The sequence below is a fragment of the Candidatus Electronema sp. JC genome (assembly GCF_048287365.2).
Classification (GTDB): domain Bacteria; phylum Desulfobacterota; class Desulfobulbia; order Desulfobulbales; family Desulfobulbaceae; genus Electronema.
In genome coordinates, this window is the sequence record NZ_JBLWEM020000030.1 from 1 (window position 1) to 15737 (window position 15737).

The 15737-nt window shown below is 59.7% G+C and carries 17 protein-coding genes; 8 read left to right on the forward strand and 9 right to left on the reverse strand.

Features of this window, described 5'->3' with window-relative positions; genetic code table 11:
- From ACNKH3_RS04780 to ACNKH3_RS04790, 3 genes are all read right to left on the reverse strand, one after another.
- Positions 1 to 192, reverse strand: a 192-nt coding sequence (locus tag ACNKH3_RS04780) for an IS4 family transposase DNA-binding protein (RefSeq protein WP_420208432.1), incomplete at its 3' end; no start/stop codon positions are given.
- A 75-nt stretch (positions 193 to 267) separates the two neighbouring features.
- The gene (glnD, locus tag ACNKH3_RS04785; RefSeq protein ID WP_420208433.1) at positions 268 to 2832 is read right to left on the reverse strand and encodes a [protein-PII] uridylyltransferase; all 2565 of its coding nucleotides are present in this window, start codon (positions 2830 to 2832) and stop codon (positions 268 to 270) included.
- A 182-nt stretch (positions 2833 to 3014) separates the two neighbouring features.
- Positions 3015 to 3296: a hypothetical protein gene (locus ACNKH3_RS04790; RefSeq protein WP_417916138.1), complete on the reverse strand. Its 282-nt coding sequence runs from the start codon at positions 3294 to 3296 to the stop codon at positions 3015 to 3017.
- Between ACNKH3_RS04790 and ACNKH3_RS04795 the strand changes: the two genes are divergently transcribed.
- The 8 genes from ACNKH3_RS04795 to ACNKH3_RS04830 all read left to right on the forward strand — a co-directional run bounded on the left by ACNKH3_RS04795 (position 3286) and on the right by ACNKH3_RS04830 (position 10534).
- On the forward strand, positions 3286 to 4785 hold the full coding sequence (locus ACNKH3_RS04795) for a DegQ family serine endoprotease (RefSeq protein ID WP_417916137.1): 1500 nt from the start codon (positions 3286 to 3288) through the stop codon (positions 4783 to 4785). The two genes, ACNKH3_RS04790 and ACNKH3_RS04795, sit on opposite strands and share 11 nt — an antisense overlap.
- Positions 4786 to 4855: 70 nt before the next feature.
- A complete protein-coding gene (locus tag ACNKH3_RS04800; RefSeq protein WP_417916136.1) occupies positions 4856 to 5182 on the forward strand; it encodes a nucleotide pyrophosphohydrolase in 327 nt (108 codons plus the stop codon).
- Positions 5179 to 6297 (forward strand): phosphotransferase enzyme family protein, encoded by a 1119-nt coding sequence (locus tag ACNKH3_RS04805; RefSeq protein WP_417916135.1) that lies wholly within the window; start codon positions 5179 to 5181, stop codon positions 6295 to 6297. Before ACNKH3_RS04800 ends, ACNKH3_RS04805 begins: the two co-directional genes overlap by 4 nt.
- Complete coding sequence (locus tag ACNKH3_RS04810) at positions 6294 to 6698, forward strand: hypothetical protein (RefSeq protein WP_420208434.1); 405 nt, start codon at positions 6294 to 6296, stop codon at positions 6696 to 6698. The genes ACNKH3_RS04805 and ACNKH3_RS04810 overlap by 4 nt, the downstream gene beginning before the upstream one ends.
- 17 nt (positions 6699 to 6715) lie before the next feature.
- Positions 6716 to 7879: a pyridoxal phosphate-dependent aminotransferase gene (locus tag ACNKH3_RS04815; protein ID WP_420208435.1), complete on the forward strand. Its 1164-nt coding sequence runs from the start codon at positions 6716 to 6718 to the stop codon at positions 7877 to 7879.
- A 48-nt stretch (positions 7880 to 7927) separates the two neighbouring features.
- On the forward strand, positions 7928 to 9280 hold the full coding sequence (locus tag ACNKH3_RS04820; protein WP_420208436.1) for a patatin-like phospholipase family protein: 1353 nt from the start codon (positions 7928 to 7930) through the stop codon (positions 9278 to 9280).
- Complete coding sequence (locus ACNKH3_RS04825) at positions 9271 to 9708, forward strand: hypothetical protein (protein WP_420208437.1); 438 nt, start codon at positions 9271 to 9273, stop codon at positions 9706 to 9708. Before ACNKH3_RS04820 ends, ACNKH3_RS04825 begins: the two co-directional genes overlap by 10 nt.
- Positions 9695 to 10534: a DUF3108 domain-containing protein gene (locus ACNKH3_RS04830; protein WP_420208438.1), complete on the forward strand. Its 840-nt coding sequence runs from the start codon at positions 9695 to 9697 to the stop codon at positions 10532 to 10534. The genes ACNKH3_RS04825 and ACNKH3_RS04830 overlap by 14 nt, the downstream gene beginning before the upstream one ends.
- Here the strand turns inward: ACNKH3_RS04830 and ACNKH3_RS04835 are convergent.
- The 6 genes from ACNKH3_RS04835 to ACNKH3_RS04860 are packed head-to-tail and all read right to left on the reverse strand — an operon-like array spanning position 10506 to position 15557.
- Positions 10506 to 10955 carry a hypothetical protein gene (locus ACNKH3_RS04835; RefSeq protein WP_420208439.1) on the reverse strand — a complete coding sequence of 150 codons (450 nt, stop codon included), beginning with the start codon at positions 10953 to 10955 and terminating at the stop codon, positions 10506 to 10508. The genes ACNKH3_RS04830 and ACNKH3_RS04835 overlap by 29 nt on opposite strands.
- A gap of 2 nt (positions 10956 to 10957) precedes the next feature.
- Positions 10958 to 11956, reverse strand: a complete 999-nt coding sequence (gene thiL, locus ACNKH3_RS04840; protein ID WP_420208440.1) for a thiamine-phosphate kinase — start codon at positions 11954 to 11956, stop codon at positions 10958 to 10960.
- Entirely contained in the window at positions 11943 to 13748 is a 1806-nt protein-coding gene (ptsP, locus tag ACNKH3_RS04845; RefSeq protein WP_417915921.1) for a phosphoenolpyruvate--protein phosphotransferase, read from the reverse strand. Before ptsP ends, thiL begins: the two co-directional genes overlap by 14 nt.
- 1 nt (position 13749) lies before the next feature.
- Entirely contained in the window at positions 13750 to 14022 is a 273-nt protein-coding gene (locus tag ACNKH3_RS04850; protein ID WP_417915922.1) for an HPr family phosphocarrier protein, read from the reverse strand.
- Positions 14019 to 14384 carry a hypothetical protein gene (locus tag ACNKH3_RS04855; protein WP_417915923.1) on the reverse strand — a complete coding sequence of 122 codons (366 nt, stop codon included), beginning with the start codon at positions 14382 to 14384 and terminating at the stop codon, positions 14019 to 14021. The genes ACNKH3_RS04850 and ACNKH3_RS04855 overlap by 4 nt, the downstream gene beginning before the upstream one ends.
- Before the next feature lie 3 nt (positions 14385 to 14387).
- Positions 14388 to 15557 carry a GAF and HD-GYP domain-containing protein gene (locus ACNKH3_RS04860; RefSeq protein ID WP_420208441.1) on the reverse strand — a complete coding sequence of 390 codons (1170 nt, stop codon included), beginning with the start codon at positions 15555 to 15557 and terminating at the stop codon, positions 14388 to 14390.
- Positions 15558 to 15737: the final 180 nt, after the last annotated feature.

Genomic DNA, 15737 nt, shown 5'->3' on the forward strand with positions numbered 1-15737 from the left:
AACCCGGCTGTTTCCGACAAACCGGTATGCGCCCTCAAGAGCCGCGCCTGACCCCGCCTGCTCAGGCAGAGAGGCTCCGGGCGACTTCTCCGCCGCCGCGACCATGGTCAGCAGACGTTTGTTCAAACGCTTGTCGTTCAGCTCAACATCGGAAAACTCGGTCGTCAACGGGGGCAGATGTGTTGTTTTCATCCCTCCTTCTGACCATTTCCTCCCGGCTGACGCAAGCTGAAAAGATGTGATGAATCATTAGTTCGCGAACCGCCCCTACACCACCGCATCGCCGCCAAGAATATGCAGCAGCGCATGGCGGATTGCCGCCAGCTTGGCCGCGTCCTCAACCTTGCGGCGGTTCTCGTCGGTCACGTAAAACACGTCAATAAGCTGCTCAACTTCAGTGGCGATTCTCGCCCGGTGAATGCTCAGGCGGAAGTCGGACAGCGTTTGCGTGAGCTGATAGAGCGCGCCCAAGTGCTCGCCGCCATGCACTTCAATCACTGTGCAGTGATCTGAGGCGGCATTGTCAATAATGACCTCAGTGCGCAGCTGCTGCACCGGACGGCGGCTGCTCTGGCTGTCCAACTTGCTGTGCAGCTGGAAGCCCACGTCCAGCCGGTAGTTCACCGCCCGGTTGAGGTCGTCCTCCACCAGCCGCCAGTTCTGCTCGACGAAGTCAACCGCCGCTGTCGGCTTGACGTGCAGCACATCCACCACCGTGCCGTCCGGCCAGGTGAAAATCTTCGCCGCCAGCACCGAGAGATTGTGCAGGGACAGGATGCCGCAAATCTTGGCCAGCAGGCCGTGGCGGTCGCGGCAGAGAATGAGCAGCGGCCACGAGCTAGGCTGCTCCTCCGGGAAGAGCAGCACCTTCTGCTGGAGCAGCGCGGCTTGGTCGCGGTGCAGGCGCAGGTGCCGCGCCACTTCCTCCGGGCTGAAGCTGGTCAGATAGTCGGCAGGCAGCTCGGCCAGCGGCATTGTAATCTCTTCGCCCGGCTTGAGCAAAGCCGCCGCCTGCCCGCGCAGCCAGTCCGCGCCCTGCTGCTCCCGTTGCTGATCCTCTTCGTCATCGCCGCCGCCCGCCTCAAGCACGGCCCGCAGCTTGAGGAAGAGCTTCGTCATCAGGCCCGCCTTCCAGTCCGACCACGCTGAAGGGCCGGTGGCCTTGGAATCAGCAATGGAGAGCAGATGCAGCATGGTCAGCAGCTCGATGCCGCCGATGAGCTTGGCTGCCTCGCGGAGAAAGCTGCGGTCGCTGAGGTCGCGGCGGAGAGCGTTCTCCGGCAGATACAAATGCCAGCGGACGAGGAAGGCGAGCTGCTCGCGCTCGCGGCTGCTCAGGCCCATGCGCTGGCCGATACCAAGAACCAGCTCCGCGCCGCGCTGCGAATGGTCGGTGTGCTGGCCTTTGCCGATGTCATGCAGCAGAGCGGCAAGACAGAGCAGCTGCGGCGCAGCGGCGGCCCACAGCTCCGGCTCGGCCTGACGCAGCTTGGCCAGTTCAGCCACAGTCTGGAGCTGATGCCGGTCCACAGTATATATATGATACAAATCGTGCTGCGCCAGCGACTCCACCGCGAGAAACTCCGGGATGTAGGCGGTGAGCAGGCCTGTCTCCAGCATGGTCTCCAGCGCAGGCAGCGGGCTGTCTGTCAGCAGCAGGCCGATGAAGCTCTTGGCTATGCGCTTCGAGCTGCGGAAGGTGTCATCCGCCAGATGCAGGCTGCGGCTGACAAGCTGCCGCGTCCGATGGTGCACTGGCAGACCGCTGCGCCCGGCCTGATAAAAGAGGCGCATGAGCAGCTGCGGCTGCTTGGCCAACGCCTCGTCAGTCAGAGCAAGGCGGAGGCTGCCTGCCCGCGCGACAATGCCCGGCTCCAGCTCCTGCTCGCGGCTGTCCCTGCCGCTCAGGCCGAGATTCTCCTGCACCTGCTCAAAGAAGAGGTCAGTGGTCACGGCCACGGTCTGCAAGCAGCTGTAGACGTGGCGCATGAAGCGTTCGACCGCCCGCATTCCCTGCCCGTCCTGGCAGCCGAAATCCGCCGCCATCTCCTCCTGATATTCAAAGAAGAGGCGGTCGTTCTTGCGGCGGCTGAGGCAGTGCAGACGGACGCGGACGCGGGTCAGCATGTCCTGCGCAGCAGCGAAGGCCAGCCGCTCGTCCGGGGCAAGCATCCCGGAGTGTTCCAGATCCGCCAGCCCGTTCAGGCCGAAGACCGCCTTGGCGATCCAGAACATGGCCTGCATGTCACGCAGGCCGCCGCGTCCTTCCTTGATCTGCGGCTCCAAAAGATAGGCGTGGCTGCCGTGCTTCTGCCGTCGTTCGGCGCAGAGACTGTTCATGGTGCGGACAAACTTGTCCCGGCAGCCCTCGATGTTCTTCTTCCGGTGCAGGGCCAGCAGCTCGTGAAAGAGCGCCTCGGAGCCAGCCAGCAGGCGCGCGTCCAGCAGCGCGACCTGAAAGAGGTAGTCCTCGGCAGCAAAGCTGACCGCGTCCTTCACGCCGCGCACGCTGTGGCCGACTTCAAAGCCAGCATCCCAGAGCGGATAAAGGACAGATTCAGCGGCCTCGCGCATCTTTTTCCCTGCCGCGCGGTCGTGCAGCAGCAGCAGGTCAATGTCGGAATACGGATGCAGCTCGCAGCGGCCATAGCCGCCCAGCGCGATCAGAGCGATGCCCCCGCCTGCGGCCCGCACTGCCTCGGCAGCCTGAAACCGCTCGATGACAAAGGCATCCACCAGATCTGTCTGCCGGGCCAGCAGCTCAGCGCCGCTGAGGCCCTGCTGCCAGAGGCTGGCGCAGATTTTCTGCCGGTCGCGCAAGTCAGCGGACATCAGCCTGTCTCCGCGCTGCGCTGAAGAGGATGCCTCTCATCGTGCCTTTGCCTGAATTTACAGAATTGCAACAGAAAAACTGCCATCATACCAAGACAGCCGCCGACGCACAAGCGGCATCTTGTCGAGCGGAAAATTGCCGCCCTGCCTGACTGCCGCTTTTCCCGCCTTCTTTGCAAAAATCATGCCGGTTTCCGTTTCATGCCGCAAGCGGCTGACTTGAATGCTTTCTCAGTATTGACGCGACGCAGGCTACGTCTGCTTCTTTTTACAGAAATGTAATTTTTCAAACCGCAGGCTACAAAAATGGAACCCGCCTCTGCCGCCGCCGGAAAACAGCGCGGCCAGCCGCAATACCGCTTGACGATTTCCCCGGCAGGTATAAGAGTATAGGCTGGCCGCAGGTCAGAAGCCTGCATCTGCAACAAGTCTTCAACCCGTGGAGCTGCAAAGATGATTCTCAAAAAAAGCGCCTTGGCGCGGCTGCGTCTGGCAGCCGCCTGCTGCATCTCGTTCTGCTGCCTTGCCCTGTCTGCGCCGCCGCCCGCCGCAGCGCAGGATGATGTTCTTGCGCTGGAGCGTTCCGGCAAAGCCTTCAGCTCAGTGGTGAAAAAGGCAGGGCCTGCGGTGGTTTACATCAGCGTTGAGCAGGAAGTCAAGGGCGGCGGCAGGCAGTTCGAGGAAATGTTCGGCGCGGATGAGTTCCTGCGGCGTTTTTTCGGCGACCAGCTTGATCAGTTCCAACAGCAGCAGCCCAAGCAGCCGCAACGCCCCCGGCGGCCTCCGCGTCCGTTCAAGCAGCAGGGAGCTGGTTCCGGCTTCATCATCTCCCCGGACGGCCTGATTCTGACCAATAACCATGTGGTTGAGAATGCGGATAAAATCACAGTCAAGCTGGCGGACAAACGCGAGTTCAGCGCTGAAGTGGTCGGCACGGATCCGCAGTCCGATGTGGCTCTGATCAAAATCGAGGGCAGCAATCTGCCCACCCTGCCGCTGGGCAACTCCAACGAGCTGGAGGTCGGCGAATGGGTGATCGCCATCGGCAGCCCTTTTGAATTGAGTCAGAGCGTGACCGTGGGCGTGGTTTCCGCCACAGGCCGCAACAAAATCGGCATCAACGACTACGAGAACTTCATCCAGACTGACGCGGCCATCAACCCCGGCAATTCCGGCGGCCCGCTCCTGAACATCAAAGGCCAGGCCGTGGGCATCAACACCGCGATTTTCTCCCGCAGCGGCGGCTACATGGGCATCGGCTTCGCCATTCCGATCAACATGGCCAAATCCATTGAGGAGCAGCTGCGCAGCCACGGCAAGGTGATCCGGGGCTGGCTCGGCCTGATCATTCAGGACATGGACGAGGGGCTGGCGCAGTCCTTCGGTCTGGGCAAAAGCGAGGGCATCCTTGTTTCTGAAGTCACGCCTGGCTCGCCCGCTGAAAAGGCCGGGCTGCGCCAAGGCGACGTGGTGCTTTCTTTGGACGGCGCCAAGCTGGCTGACGTGAGCGACCTGCGCAACCGCGTCGCCATGACCCCGCCCGGCAAGACCGTGACGCTGGACATTGTCCGGGACGGCGGCCGGCAGCAGATGCGGGTGCTGATCGGCGAGCAGCCCGCTGATTTCAGCGAGAGCGCGAAGGCGAAAATGCGGCTGGAGAAAGGCTCTGTTTTGGAAAAGCTCGGCCTGACTTTACAGGAGCTGAGTCCTGACTTGGCCGAGCAGTTCGGCTACAGCAAAGGTCAAGGCGTGATTGTCGCCGAGGTCGAAGCAGGCAGCCCGGCGGACAATGTCGGCATCGAGCCGGGCCAGCTCATTGAGGAGGTCAACCGGGTGCGGGTGCGCAGCCTCGCTGAGTTGAAGGAAGCCCTGAACAAGGGCGGCAATCAGGTGCTGCTGCGGGTGCGGGCGGGCGAGTTCAGCCGCTACGTGGCCCTGAAATACGAGGAATAAGAGCATCCTTGTACGCAAGCTGAACACAGGGCAGGCACGCGCCTGCCCTTTATTTTTTTCGATTCTGATCATGCCCTTCAATGCCTTGTCTGAATTAGCCGTCTTTCTGCGCGGCTTCGCTGCGGAGCGCGGCTGGGAGCAGTTTCACAGCCCGAAAAATCTGGCCATGGCCCTGAACGTCGAGGCCGCCGAGCTGAGCGAGCATTTTCAATGGCTGACTGAGCAGCAGAGTTTGAAACTGGACGAAAAACAGCGCGAGGCTGTCGCCTTGGAAATGGCGGACGTGCTGATTTATCTTGTCCGCATGGCCGACCGGCTGGGCATTGATTTGATGGACGCGGCCCGGCGCAAGGTCGTCCTCAATACGGAGAAATATCCGGCGGAACGGCGGCCATGAACGCCCTCTGCCATAAAGCCTTCACCGTGTTCCTGCCAAATGAGGAACTGGCCTCACTCGCGCCGCTGGGCAGCGGCAGGGTCAACGACACCTGGCTGGCAATCACAGCGGCAGGCGGAAGATACGTCCTGCAACGATTGAACCCAGCGGTATTTCCTGATCCCTCTCTGGTGCAGGCTAATCTCCTCCGGGTGACTGAGCATCTGCGCGCCAGCCTGCCTGAGGCTGACACATTCAAGGTCTTTACCGTCATCCGCAGCCCGACAGGCCTGATTGGCTGGACCGACAGGAGCGGTGCCTGCTGGCGGCTGCTCTCGCATCTCGACGGTTGCTCCGCCCTTGAGGCTGTCGAGAATACGGAGCAGGCGCGGGCAATCGGTGCCGCGCTGGGGCTTTTTCATCAGCTGCTTGCGACGCTGCCTCAGCCGCTGCTGGCCGACACCCTGCCTGGCTTTCACAACAGCCCGCTCTATCTGGCTGAATACGAGGCCCAGCAGTCAGTATCCTGCCAGCCGGAAGCCGCTGATTGCCGCGACTTCATCCAGCAGCGCAGGGAGGACTTCTTTCTGCTGGAGCAGGCGCGGCAACGGGGCGAAATCACCGAGCAGACCGTGCATGGCGACCCCAAGGTAGGCAATTTCCTGTTCTCATCAGATCGGACACAAGTGATCAGCCTGATAGATCTTGACACCGTCAAGCCCGGCCTGCTTCTGCACGACCTCGGTGACTGCCTGCGCTCCTGCTGCAATCCTCTTGGCGAGGAAGTGGACAGCCTTGATGAGGTCGTGTTCCATCAAGCCTTCTTCACCGCTGTGCTGGAAGGCTACCTTTCCCGCGCCGCCGCTCTGCTCAAGCCCGGCGACCGGCGGCTTTTGGCCGACAGCGCACGGTTGATCAGCTTGGAGCTTGGCCTGCGCTTTTACAGCGACTATCTTGCAGGCAGCCGCTATTTTAAAACCAGCTGTCAGGAACAGAATCTTTTTCGCGCCAGAGCGCAGTTTGCGCTGGTGCGCTCCTTGGAAAATCAATATACTGAACTGACAGCAATTGCGGCGGAACGTGCGGCGGCAGCCGTCCGCTCCGAACTTGATTCCAACGATGGAGGGAAAAAATGAGCAAGTTTCTGCTGCTCTGCGGCTGTTTAGCCGCGCTGACCACAGTCTCCTGCGCCAAAGACAAACCTGAGGATCCTGCGCCGCCGCCCAAGCTCATAGAACTGAACTACGGCGGCTCTGTGGAGGAGGACGGCCTCCGCATCCACTTCGCCTCTGTCACCAGCGACTCGCGCTGCCCGATCGGAGTGCAGTGCGTCTGGACAGGCAATGCGGAAATCGTGCTGGAGCTGAGCGGAGACGGCAATCACGCGGCGGTGCTGAACACCAATCCGCAGTTTCAGCAAAGCTACCGCACCAGCGAGCATGTTGTCACGCTCAAGGAGCTGAAGCCCTATCCGGAAGAGGGACAGCCCATCGCTCTGAATGACTATGTCGCCGTGCTGACGGCGGAGAAAAAATAATTCCGCGTCCGCAGGTTATGACTCCCTCTCAGAAAATGCTCGCCTTCGCCAGCACCTCCTCGTGGATTCGCAGGATGTTCGAGGAAGGCGCCCGGCTCAAGGCCCAGTTCGGCGCGGATCAGGTCTTTGACTTCAGTCTCGGCAACCCGGACTTGCCGCCGCCGCCGCAGTTTGCGCAGGCTCTGGCCGATTTGGCCCAGGACGAGCGGCCCGGCTGCCATGCCTACATGCCCAACAGCGGCTGGCCTGAAGTGCGCGCGGCGGTCGCGACCCGGCTGGCGCAGGAGCAGGGTGCGCCAATAACGGCGGGCGACATCCTGATGACCTGCGGTGCGGCGGGCGCGCTCAATGTGGTGATGAAGGCCCTGCTCGACCCCGGCGACGAGGTGATCATCATCAGCCCCTATTTTGTCGAGTACACCTTTTACATCGACAATCACGGCGGCGTGGCCAAAATCGTGCCTGCGGATGAGGAATTTAACCTCGATCTGGCGGCGATTGAGGCGGCCCTGACTGAGAAGACCAAGGCGGTGCTGATCAACAGCCCGAACAATCCCACAGGACAGGTCTACAGCGCGGAGTCGCTGGCCGCGCTGGGTCGGCTGCTTGACAACGCAACTCAGACTGTCTGCCTGATCGCCGACGAGCCATACCGCAAGATCATCTATGACGGCGCAGAAACGCCCTCGGCAATGGCGGCCACGGTCAATTCCATCGTGGTGTCGTCGTATTCCAAGGATTTGTCTCTGCCTGGCGAGCGCATCGGCTATCTTGCCGTGCACCCGGACATGCCGGACAAGGCCGCTCTGCTTAATGCACTGACCTTGGCCAACCGCATCCTCGGCTTTGTCAACGCGCCTGCGCTGATGCAGCGGGCTGTCGCGCGGCTGCAAGAGGTCAGCGTGGACATGGCGATTTATGCCCGGAGGCGCGAGCTGTTCTGCCAGATATTGGACGAAGCAGGCTTTGCATACGTCCGACCCAAAGGCGCGTTCTACCTCTTTCCAAAAACTCCGATTGATGACGTGGAGTTCTGCAAGCTGCTGCTGGAGGAGCGGATACTGGCGGTGCCGGGCCGGGGCTTTGGCAGGCCGGGGCACATCCGGCTGGCTTTCTGCGTGGATGAGGCGGTGATTGCCGGGGCGGCGGCAGGGTTCAGGCGGGTGATGAGCCGCTGCTGAAGTGGCAGAGGCGACGCAGTCATTTGAAATAAAAAAGGAAAGATGAAAATGAAAAATGTTATGCTTTCAGCATCGCTTGCTGTTGCCCTCTGCGGCTGCTCATCTTTTTCGCACACAAATGTTGCGCTGAAACAGGAGGACGCGCCGCGAGCAACAAAAGCATCTTTTACAATACAGCAGGACAGAGGGAAAAAAGAAAAAGTTCTTTTCATCTTGTCGCTGTCTGGCGGCGGAAGCAGGGCAGCATATTTTTCAGCAGCGACAATGCTTGCATTGGAAAAAGTCTTCGAGCATGAAGATATTAATCTTCTTGATGAAGTTGATATTATATCTTCTGTTTCTGGCGGATCTTTGCCTGCGGCGTATTATGCTGTTTCAGCAGACAAAAAAGATGCTGACAGCGGAAATTTTGTTGCCAGGCGGTGGGATGAGGACACAGTAAAAGAACTTATGTCAAGAAATTACAAGGCAAGGTGGATTGGCAACTGGTTCTGGCCTGTAAATATTGCAAAATATTGGTTCACAGCTTTTGACAGAACTGACATTATGGCGCAAACATTCGCTGACAATATGTTTGATCAGAAAACACGCTGGAATGATATTTTTAATAACGATTTAAAAATAAAAGATATCCAAGAAGGAAAACCGAATATTATAATAAATGCAACAGACGGGACAAAAAAATACGACAAGTTTTCAGGCCATTACGACATTCCATATTCATTTACATTCACCGAAGAGGATTTTAAAAAATTTGCAAATTCAGATATAGGGGATTACGACGTGTCGAGAGCGGTTATGGCAAGTGCCTCTTTCCCAGCTGTTTTTAACAGCATGACACTGAGAAATTTCAATAAAAATTCTAAAGATAGATACATTCATATTTTTGACGGAGGCAATATCGACAATCTTGGCTTGGGCAGCGTTGAACGGGTGATAACTGAAAACATTGCAAAGTCAGATGCAAATAATTACGATAAAATAATAGTGATGCTGATTGATTCGCATACAGATAACACTGGAATCAGCTCAGATAAATATGACGGCAGGGATATGTTCAGCTATATAGCTGATTTGAATTTTCTTGACAGTTTTGATTCCCTGCTTGCTGCAAATCGTCTGCGCATCATTAAACATTTCAACGATTACTTGGCAGTATTTAAAAATAATAATAACTATAAATACATTTTTTACCATTTATCTTTTGATAAAATCAAAGATAACAGCTTGAAAAGTAAGCTAAATTCTATTTCTACTGATTTCTCTATCAGTTCAGCATCTATGCAAGCTATAGATAACGCTGTGAAGCAGTTAATAAATCCTGAGAATGACTGTTTGATGAAAATCAAAAAAATGATATCGGATCCAAACGCGGATGTCAGCAGCGGACAATGCGATTGATGCTGTTGCAACAAAGAAAAATATTCTTGTTTTTTGTCATTTTTATTGCGGTCGGCTGCGCCAAGAAATATGAAACACTTCAGGCGTTATCAGATGAAGCATGGCTGGAGAGCAGTCAGCTGCCGCTTCCCCAAGAAAAATCTTTCCTGTCAGATGGATGTTCCGTTTGGATTGATTCCAACTGGCTGGAATGCTGTGTGAAACATGACCTGCTTTATATGCGCGGCGGAACAGCTTTTGAGCGGAAGCTGGCTGATGTTGAGTTAAGCGAATGTGTCGCGCAAAAAAGCAGCCGGCTGATGGGAACGCTGATGTATTACGGCGTGCGGGCTGGCGGTGTCTGGTGGCTGCCGACTCCTTTCAGATGGGGATTCGGCTGGGATTATCCGCAACATGCTCCGCCAAGGACATGGTTTGAATACGACTGAACAAGTGCCCCTGCGGCAAATCGGATTTTTTTTTGTCGCGCTGCTTGCTCTGCTCTGCGGCCTGCCGCTCCATGCCGCCGAACCCGCTCTGCTGCTGCAACCCGAAGCTCTGGCCGCAGTGTATTCCGGTCAGGAGACCATGCGCTTTTCTATTTCTTGGTCAGGCGGGATCAAGATCGGCGATCTCCGCCTGAGCCTTGCTCCGGCGGCTTCCGGCGGCGGCCAGGTGATCACCGCGCGGGTGACGGATTACGGCATTTTCCGGGCCGTGTATCCGGTGGACGACACCTTTGCCACCCTGATCAGCGGCCCGCTGAAGCTGCCCCGCCGGTACGACGTGCTGCAAATCGAGCGCGGCAAAACGGTGCGGCGGCTGACGCGCTATGACCAGCGGACATTCACCGCCAGCTACCGCAAGCAGGAGCAGGCGACGGAAACTTTCGCTCTTGCCGGGCCGGTCTACAACGAGTTCTCCGCTTTTTTCATCACCCGCGCGCTGCGGCTCGATCAGGCCGGACAGCAGCAGCGTGTTCCTGTTTTCGCCGATAAAAAACGCCATCTGGTGCCGATCAAAGTGCTGGGGCGGGAACGCCGGAACAGCCTCTTCGGCACGGTGCCGACGCTGAAGGTGCAGCCGAAGATGGCCTTCAAGGGCCTTTATGACAAAGACGGCGACACCGTGTTCTGGCTGACCGACGATGCCTGCCGGATTCCGGTGGAGATCAGGTCGAAAATCTTGATTGGATCTTTGGTCGCCGAGCTGGTCGAATACAGCAGCCCCGCCTGCCCGCAGCGGCTCAACTCAGCTTCGCCGCCAGGACGATGAACAGCAGCAAGGCGATGCTGGCCGAAAACTCAGTGCCGACGTGCTGCCAGGAGATGGCCTCCAGCGAGGCGAAGATGCTGTATAAACAGATGGCTTTGGCCTTTTCTTTCCGCCACGACCAGAGGGCCGTGCCGATGGCGGCGGCAGCGGCCAGCAGCATCGCCAGCCTGCAGAGCCGCAGCCTGCTGCGCAGACAGCCAAGCTCCGCCGCGCATTTTTCCGCCACGCTCAGGCAGCCGCAGTTCTGCCCTTCTCCGCATTGCAGCGTGAACGAATAGGCGGCGTTCCTGTCCTCTTGGCATTGATGTTCAAGGACGCTGATTTTTCTCAAAAACAGGCTGGCAGGAAAGACTGTCAGCAGCAGCGTGATAAAGGACAGCGCCAAGGCTGTCATCCCAATCCGGCATCTTGTGTTCTGCATGATCATTTCTCCTTTTTGAAATGATCAAAGCCTTGAAAAGAGATGTTCTCCTCAATCCTGCCGCCGCTGCGGACCAGCCTCAGGCCTTGCCCGGCGATGATTCTGCCTGCGGGATATATCGTCCAACCCTGCCCTGCCGCCGCCTGCCGCAGCTTCCCGCTGTCCGCCTCGGCAGCGGTGAAGAGCAGCTCGTAGTCCTCGCCGCCGGAGATCATCCAGCGCAGCGCGTCTTCCCTGAGCAATGCCGCCGCTTCAGCCAGCTCGCCGCCGCCGGGCAGCAGCTCGGCCTCAATCACCGCGCCGACTTTGCTCGCTTTGCAGATTTGGGCCAGATCCGTGGCCAAGCCGTCGGACATGTCCATCATCGCGTGCACCAAGCCGGTTCCAGCAAGAAACTGCCCCAGCTCCACACGCGGCTGCGGATCGAGATGAGCACGGATGAGCTGCCGCCATTCCCCGCCTGCCAGTGTTTTTCCCGCCCGCAGCAAAGCAAGTCCGGCGGCTGACCAGCCCAGCGGCCCGGAGACAAAAACTGTGTCGCCGGGCTGCGCGGTGTCGCGGCGCAGCGCCTGCTCTTTGCGCATCTCGCCGATCAGCGTCAAGGTGAGCGCAACCCGCTCCGGGCTGCGCACGGTGTCGCCGCCGATGAGCAGGCAGCCCTGCTCCTGGCAGGCGGAGGTGATGCCCTGCATGAGCCGTTTGGCCCAAGCCGGATCAAAGCCCGCAGGCAGGCCGAGGGAAAGCAGGACGAAAAGCGGCCTGCCGCCCATGGCCGCGATGTCGCTGACATTCACCGCCACGGCCTTGCGGCCCAGCAGTTCCGGCGGATGCCAGCCGCAGCGAAAATGGACGGACTCAATCAAGGTGTCCATGGTCAGCAGCCAGACCATGCCGCCGCCCTTCTCCACCACGGCGCAGTCGTCGCCTATGCCTATGAGCAGGCCGTCCGCGCCGCTGCCTGCCAGCTGGCGGATCTGCGCAATCAGTTCAAGCTCGTTCATCGCGGTCTAAAAACTGGTCAGGATAATTGGCGGCCAAATACTGGGAAAGCAGGGAGGCGGTTTCCGCGCTGTCCTTGCAGTGGAGGACGCGGGCGGCGAGTTCGGTCAGGCGGGCGAAGGTGGAATGGCGGAGCAGGCGTTTGACGTGGGGGATGGCCGAGGGCCGCATGGACAGCTCATCTAGGCCGAGGCCGAGCAGCACGGGCGCGGTGAAGACATCGCCCGCCATCTCGCCGCAGAGGGAGACCTCGATGCCTTGGCGGTGGCCCGCGTCAATGGTCTGGCTGATCATCCGCAGCACCGCCGGATGGAGGGGGTCGTACATCTGGGCCACGTACTCGTTGCCCCGGTCTATGGCCAGCGAATACTGAATCAGGTCGTTGGTGCCGATGCTGAAGAAGTCGGATTCCGCCGCGAGGCTGTCAGCCATCACCACCGCGCTCGGCACCTCGATCATGATGCCGACCTCAGTGTCTGGGTTGTAAGGCACGCCCTCTGCCGCCAGCCGCTCCATCACCTCGCTGATCACTGCCCGCGCCTCGCGCAGCTCGCTGAGGGAGCTGATCAGCGGCAGGAGGATGCGCAGCCTGCCGTGGCAGGCCGCCCGCAGCAGGGCGCGGAGCTGGGTTTCAAAGAGGCTTTTCTCGCGCAGGGAGAAACGGATCGAGCGCAGGCCGAGGGCCGGGTTGCGCTCGCGGCTGAGGCGCAGCTCCGGCAGATGCGAAGAGAGCTTGTCGCCGCCGATGTCCAAGGTTCGGATGGTCACGGGCTGCGGATTGAGCGCGGCGGCCATGTCCCGGTAAACGGCGAAGAGGCTTTCCTCATCCGGCAGATGCTTGCTCTGGAGATAGCCGAACTCGGAGCGGAAAAGCCCTATCCCGGCGGCCCCGTAGTAAATCACCGACTCCAGCTCGTCCGGGATTTCAATGTTCGCCGAGAGCCGCACCCGCAGGCCGTCCACGGTCTCCGAGGCCAAGCGGATGTACCAGCTCATCTCGTCGGAGAAGGTCTTGTGCTGGCGGTCGTATTCAAGATACAGCCGCTGCTGGTCAAGGGTCGGATGGAGGCAGACCCGGCCTTCGTAGCCGTCAAGAATGATAGTGTCGCCGCTGCGGCAGCGGCTGGTCAGGCCGCGCACGCCCAGCACCGCAGGCAGGCCGAGCGAGCGGGCGACAATGGCGGTGTGCGAGGTGGAGCCGCCTTTCTCGGTGAGGAAGCCGAGCACCTTGTCGGTGTGCATCCGTATTGTGTCTTCCGGCGAGAAGTCCTCGCCCGCCACGATCACCGGCTCGGCGAAGCCCGCCGGAAAGCTGCGGCCTTGACCGGTGAGCTGCTCGGCGATCAGACGGGCCACATATTCGACATCGGCGAAGCGGCTGCGGATGTAGTCGTCGGCGATATGGTCAAACTTCCGTTTGATCAGGCCGAGAGAGAGGTCGAGCGCCCATTCGGCGTTGACCTGCCGCTGGCGGATGAGGCTCAGGGTCTGCTCGACAATCATCCGGTCGCGCACCATGCGTATGTGCGAGTCAACTATGGCCACAGTATCGGCCAGATCGCCCTCGAACTGCTGGCGCAGCCGGATCAGCTCCTGCTCGGCCCGGCCAACGGCGGCGGAGAAGCGGTCCGCCTCTTTTTCCGCCGCGCCCGGCTCCAGCAGGTAGCGGATGAAGCCGTCCTCTTGCTGCGGGCTGAAGACCACCAGCTTGCCGACCACAATGCCGGGCGAGCCGCTGATGCCGTGCAGGGTCTCCGGCTCGCCTAGCTCAGGCCGCTCCGCCGCGCCGTCCATGTCAGCCTTCCTCGCTGGCCGAAAGCAGCCGGTCAATGGCCTGCGCCGCCAGTGCCGCCTGCGGGCCTTCCGCTGTGCAGCGGGCCACGCTGCCCTCGGTGAGGGCCAGGCTGAGCAGCTCCAAAACCGAGGCGCAGTCCGCTGTCTCACCCTGCTCGCTGCTGATCCGCACCGCCGCGTCATGGGCGGCGGCGATTTCGCTCAGCTTGGCGGCAACCCGGCAGTGCACGCCTTTCGGGAGGGCTATCCGGCTCTCCCAGTCCACCCGGCTCATTTGACTAAACGCAGTCCGCCCTTAGCCTTCGGCTCCGGCGGCGGTGCGGCGGGCTTCGGCTTGTCGATCCGCAGGGCCTTGATGAAGCGGCCCTTGCCGCCCATGGTGAAGCTCTCCTGGCCGGTGAACTGCGGCGCGCGCAGCGTCCAGACCACCGGCTGCGGCGGCACGGTCAGCAGGTGCAGGGAGAGATGCCACCACTCGTCGCGGCGGGATTCGTCGCGCTCAATCTCCGTCACCATGGCGTAGAAGAGCGCGGGCTGCTTCTCCTCTTCCGCAAGGACAAGGACGATGTCGCCACGTTCAGTGGTCTCTTTGAAGGGAATGAGCTTCTTCAGCTCAGAAATAGCTTGCTCAATCATGGCTCAGACGAATTTTTGCTGAATAGCTTGAAGGGTGTCGGTGATCTGAAAAAAAGTCTCCACCAGCTCCGGGTCAAAATCCTTCCCGGACTTGGCCCGGATCTCGTCATGAATCGCCGCAGCCGCCCAAGCCCGCTTGTAGCAGCGCTGGGAGGAGAGCGCGTCAAAAACATCAGCCAGGGCGGTGATGCGGGCGGCCAGCGGAATCGCCTCTCCAGCCAGCCGGTCAGGATAGCCGGAGCCGTTCCAGCGCTCGTGGTGATGGCGCATGATGTCATGCGTGACCTGATCCAGCTCTGAGGAGATGCTGGTGAAAAGCCTGGCCCCATAAACAGTGTGCTGCTTGACCAGCGCGAACTCCTCGTCATTGAGCGGCCCCGGCTTTTTCAGCACTGCGTCCGGGATGCCCACCTTGCCTGCGTCGTGCAGCATCGAGGCTTGGCTGATGATGTCGCGGAAGCGGCGGATCTCCCAGCGGGGCAGCTGCCGTTTCTCGGCCCAGCGCTGGTAAATTTCCGCGCTGATGGCACTGACCCGCTGGACATGGGCGCCGGTCTCTTCAGGGTCATGCAGCTCAGCCATTTTGGCCATGCGCAGAATCAGCTCGCGGTTGAGGATGCCGCGCTCGATGATCGCCGCCGCGTTGTTGGTGAAAATCGGCACCAAGGTCCTGCACTGCTCGGAAAAGGCCACTGTCCGGCCATGCCGGTCTTTGGCGTTGATCAGCTGCATCACCCCAACCAGACTGTGATTGCGGGCGATCAGCGGCACCGCGAGAATGGAGACTGTGCGGTAGCCGTTCTTCTCGTCAATCGAGGGATTGAAGCGGCACGGCAGCTTCTCGTCAATGGCGTATGCGTCGTCAATCGAGACCATTTCTTTCGTCAGGGCGGCGTAGCCGACAATCGAGCTGTCGTTCACCGGCAGGCTTTCGTCGCTGTACTGAAAGACTCCGGCGCCCTTGGCCCCGAAGATGGTGTCGTTCTGCACGTGGCGAAATTCCAACCGACCGTTCCGCATTAAAAAAATGGAGCCTGCGTCCGCCCTTGCCAGAGCGCGGGCCTCGCAGAGCGTGCTGCTCAAAATCATGTCCACATCTTGGAGCTGATTCAGCTCGCCGATGATGTTGATGATCGAGACAACTGTCTCTCGTTTCAAGTGATGGGAAAACATAAGCTGCGGGATGGTGTTCCGGGCGACGGCCTGCTGACAAAAAAATCAATATATTACCTGCGGGCTGCCGGAATTGCCAGCACTATTCTTGCAGAAAGTGCACCTAAATGTACATATTAAACCGTGCTGTTACACCGGAGAGCGAATGCGAGGGCGCTGCCTTTTCCAGAAACGGAGCCT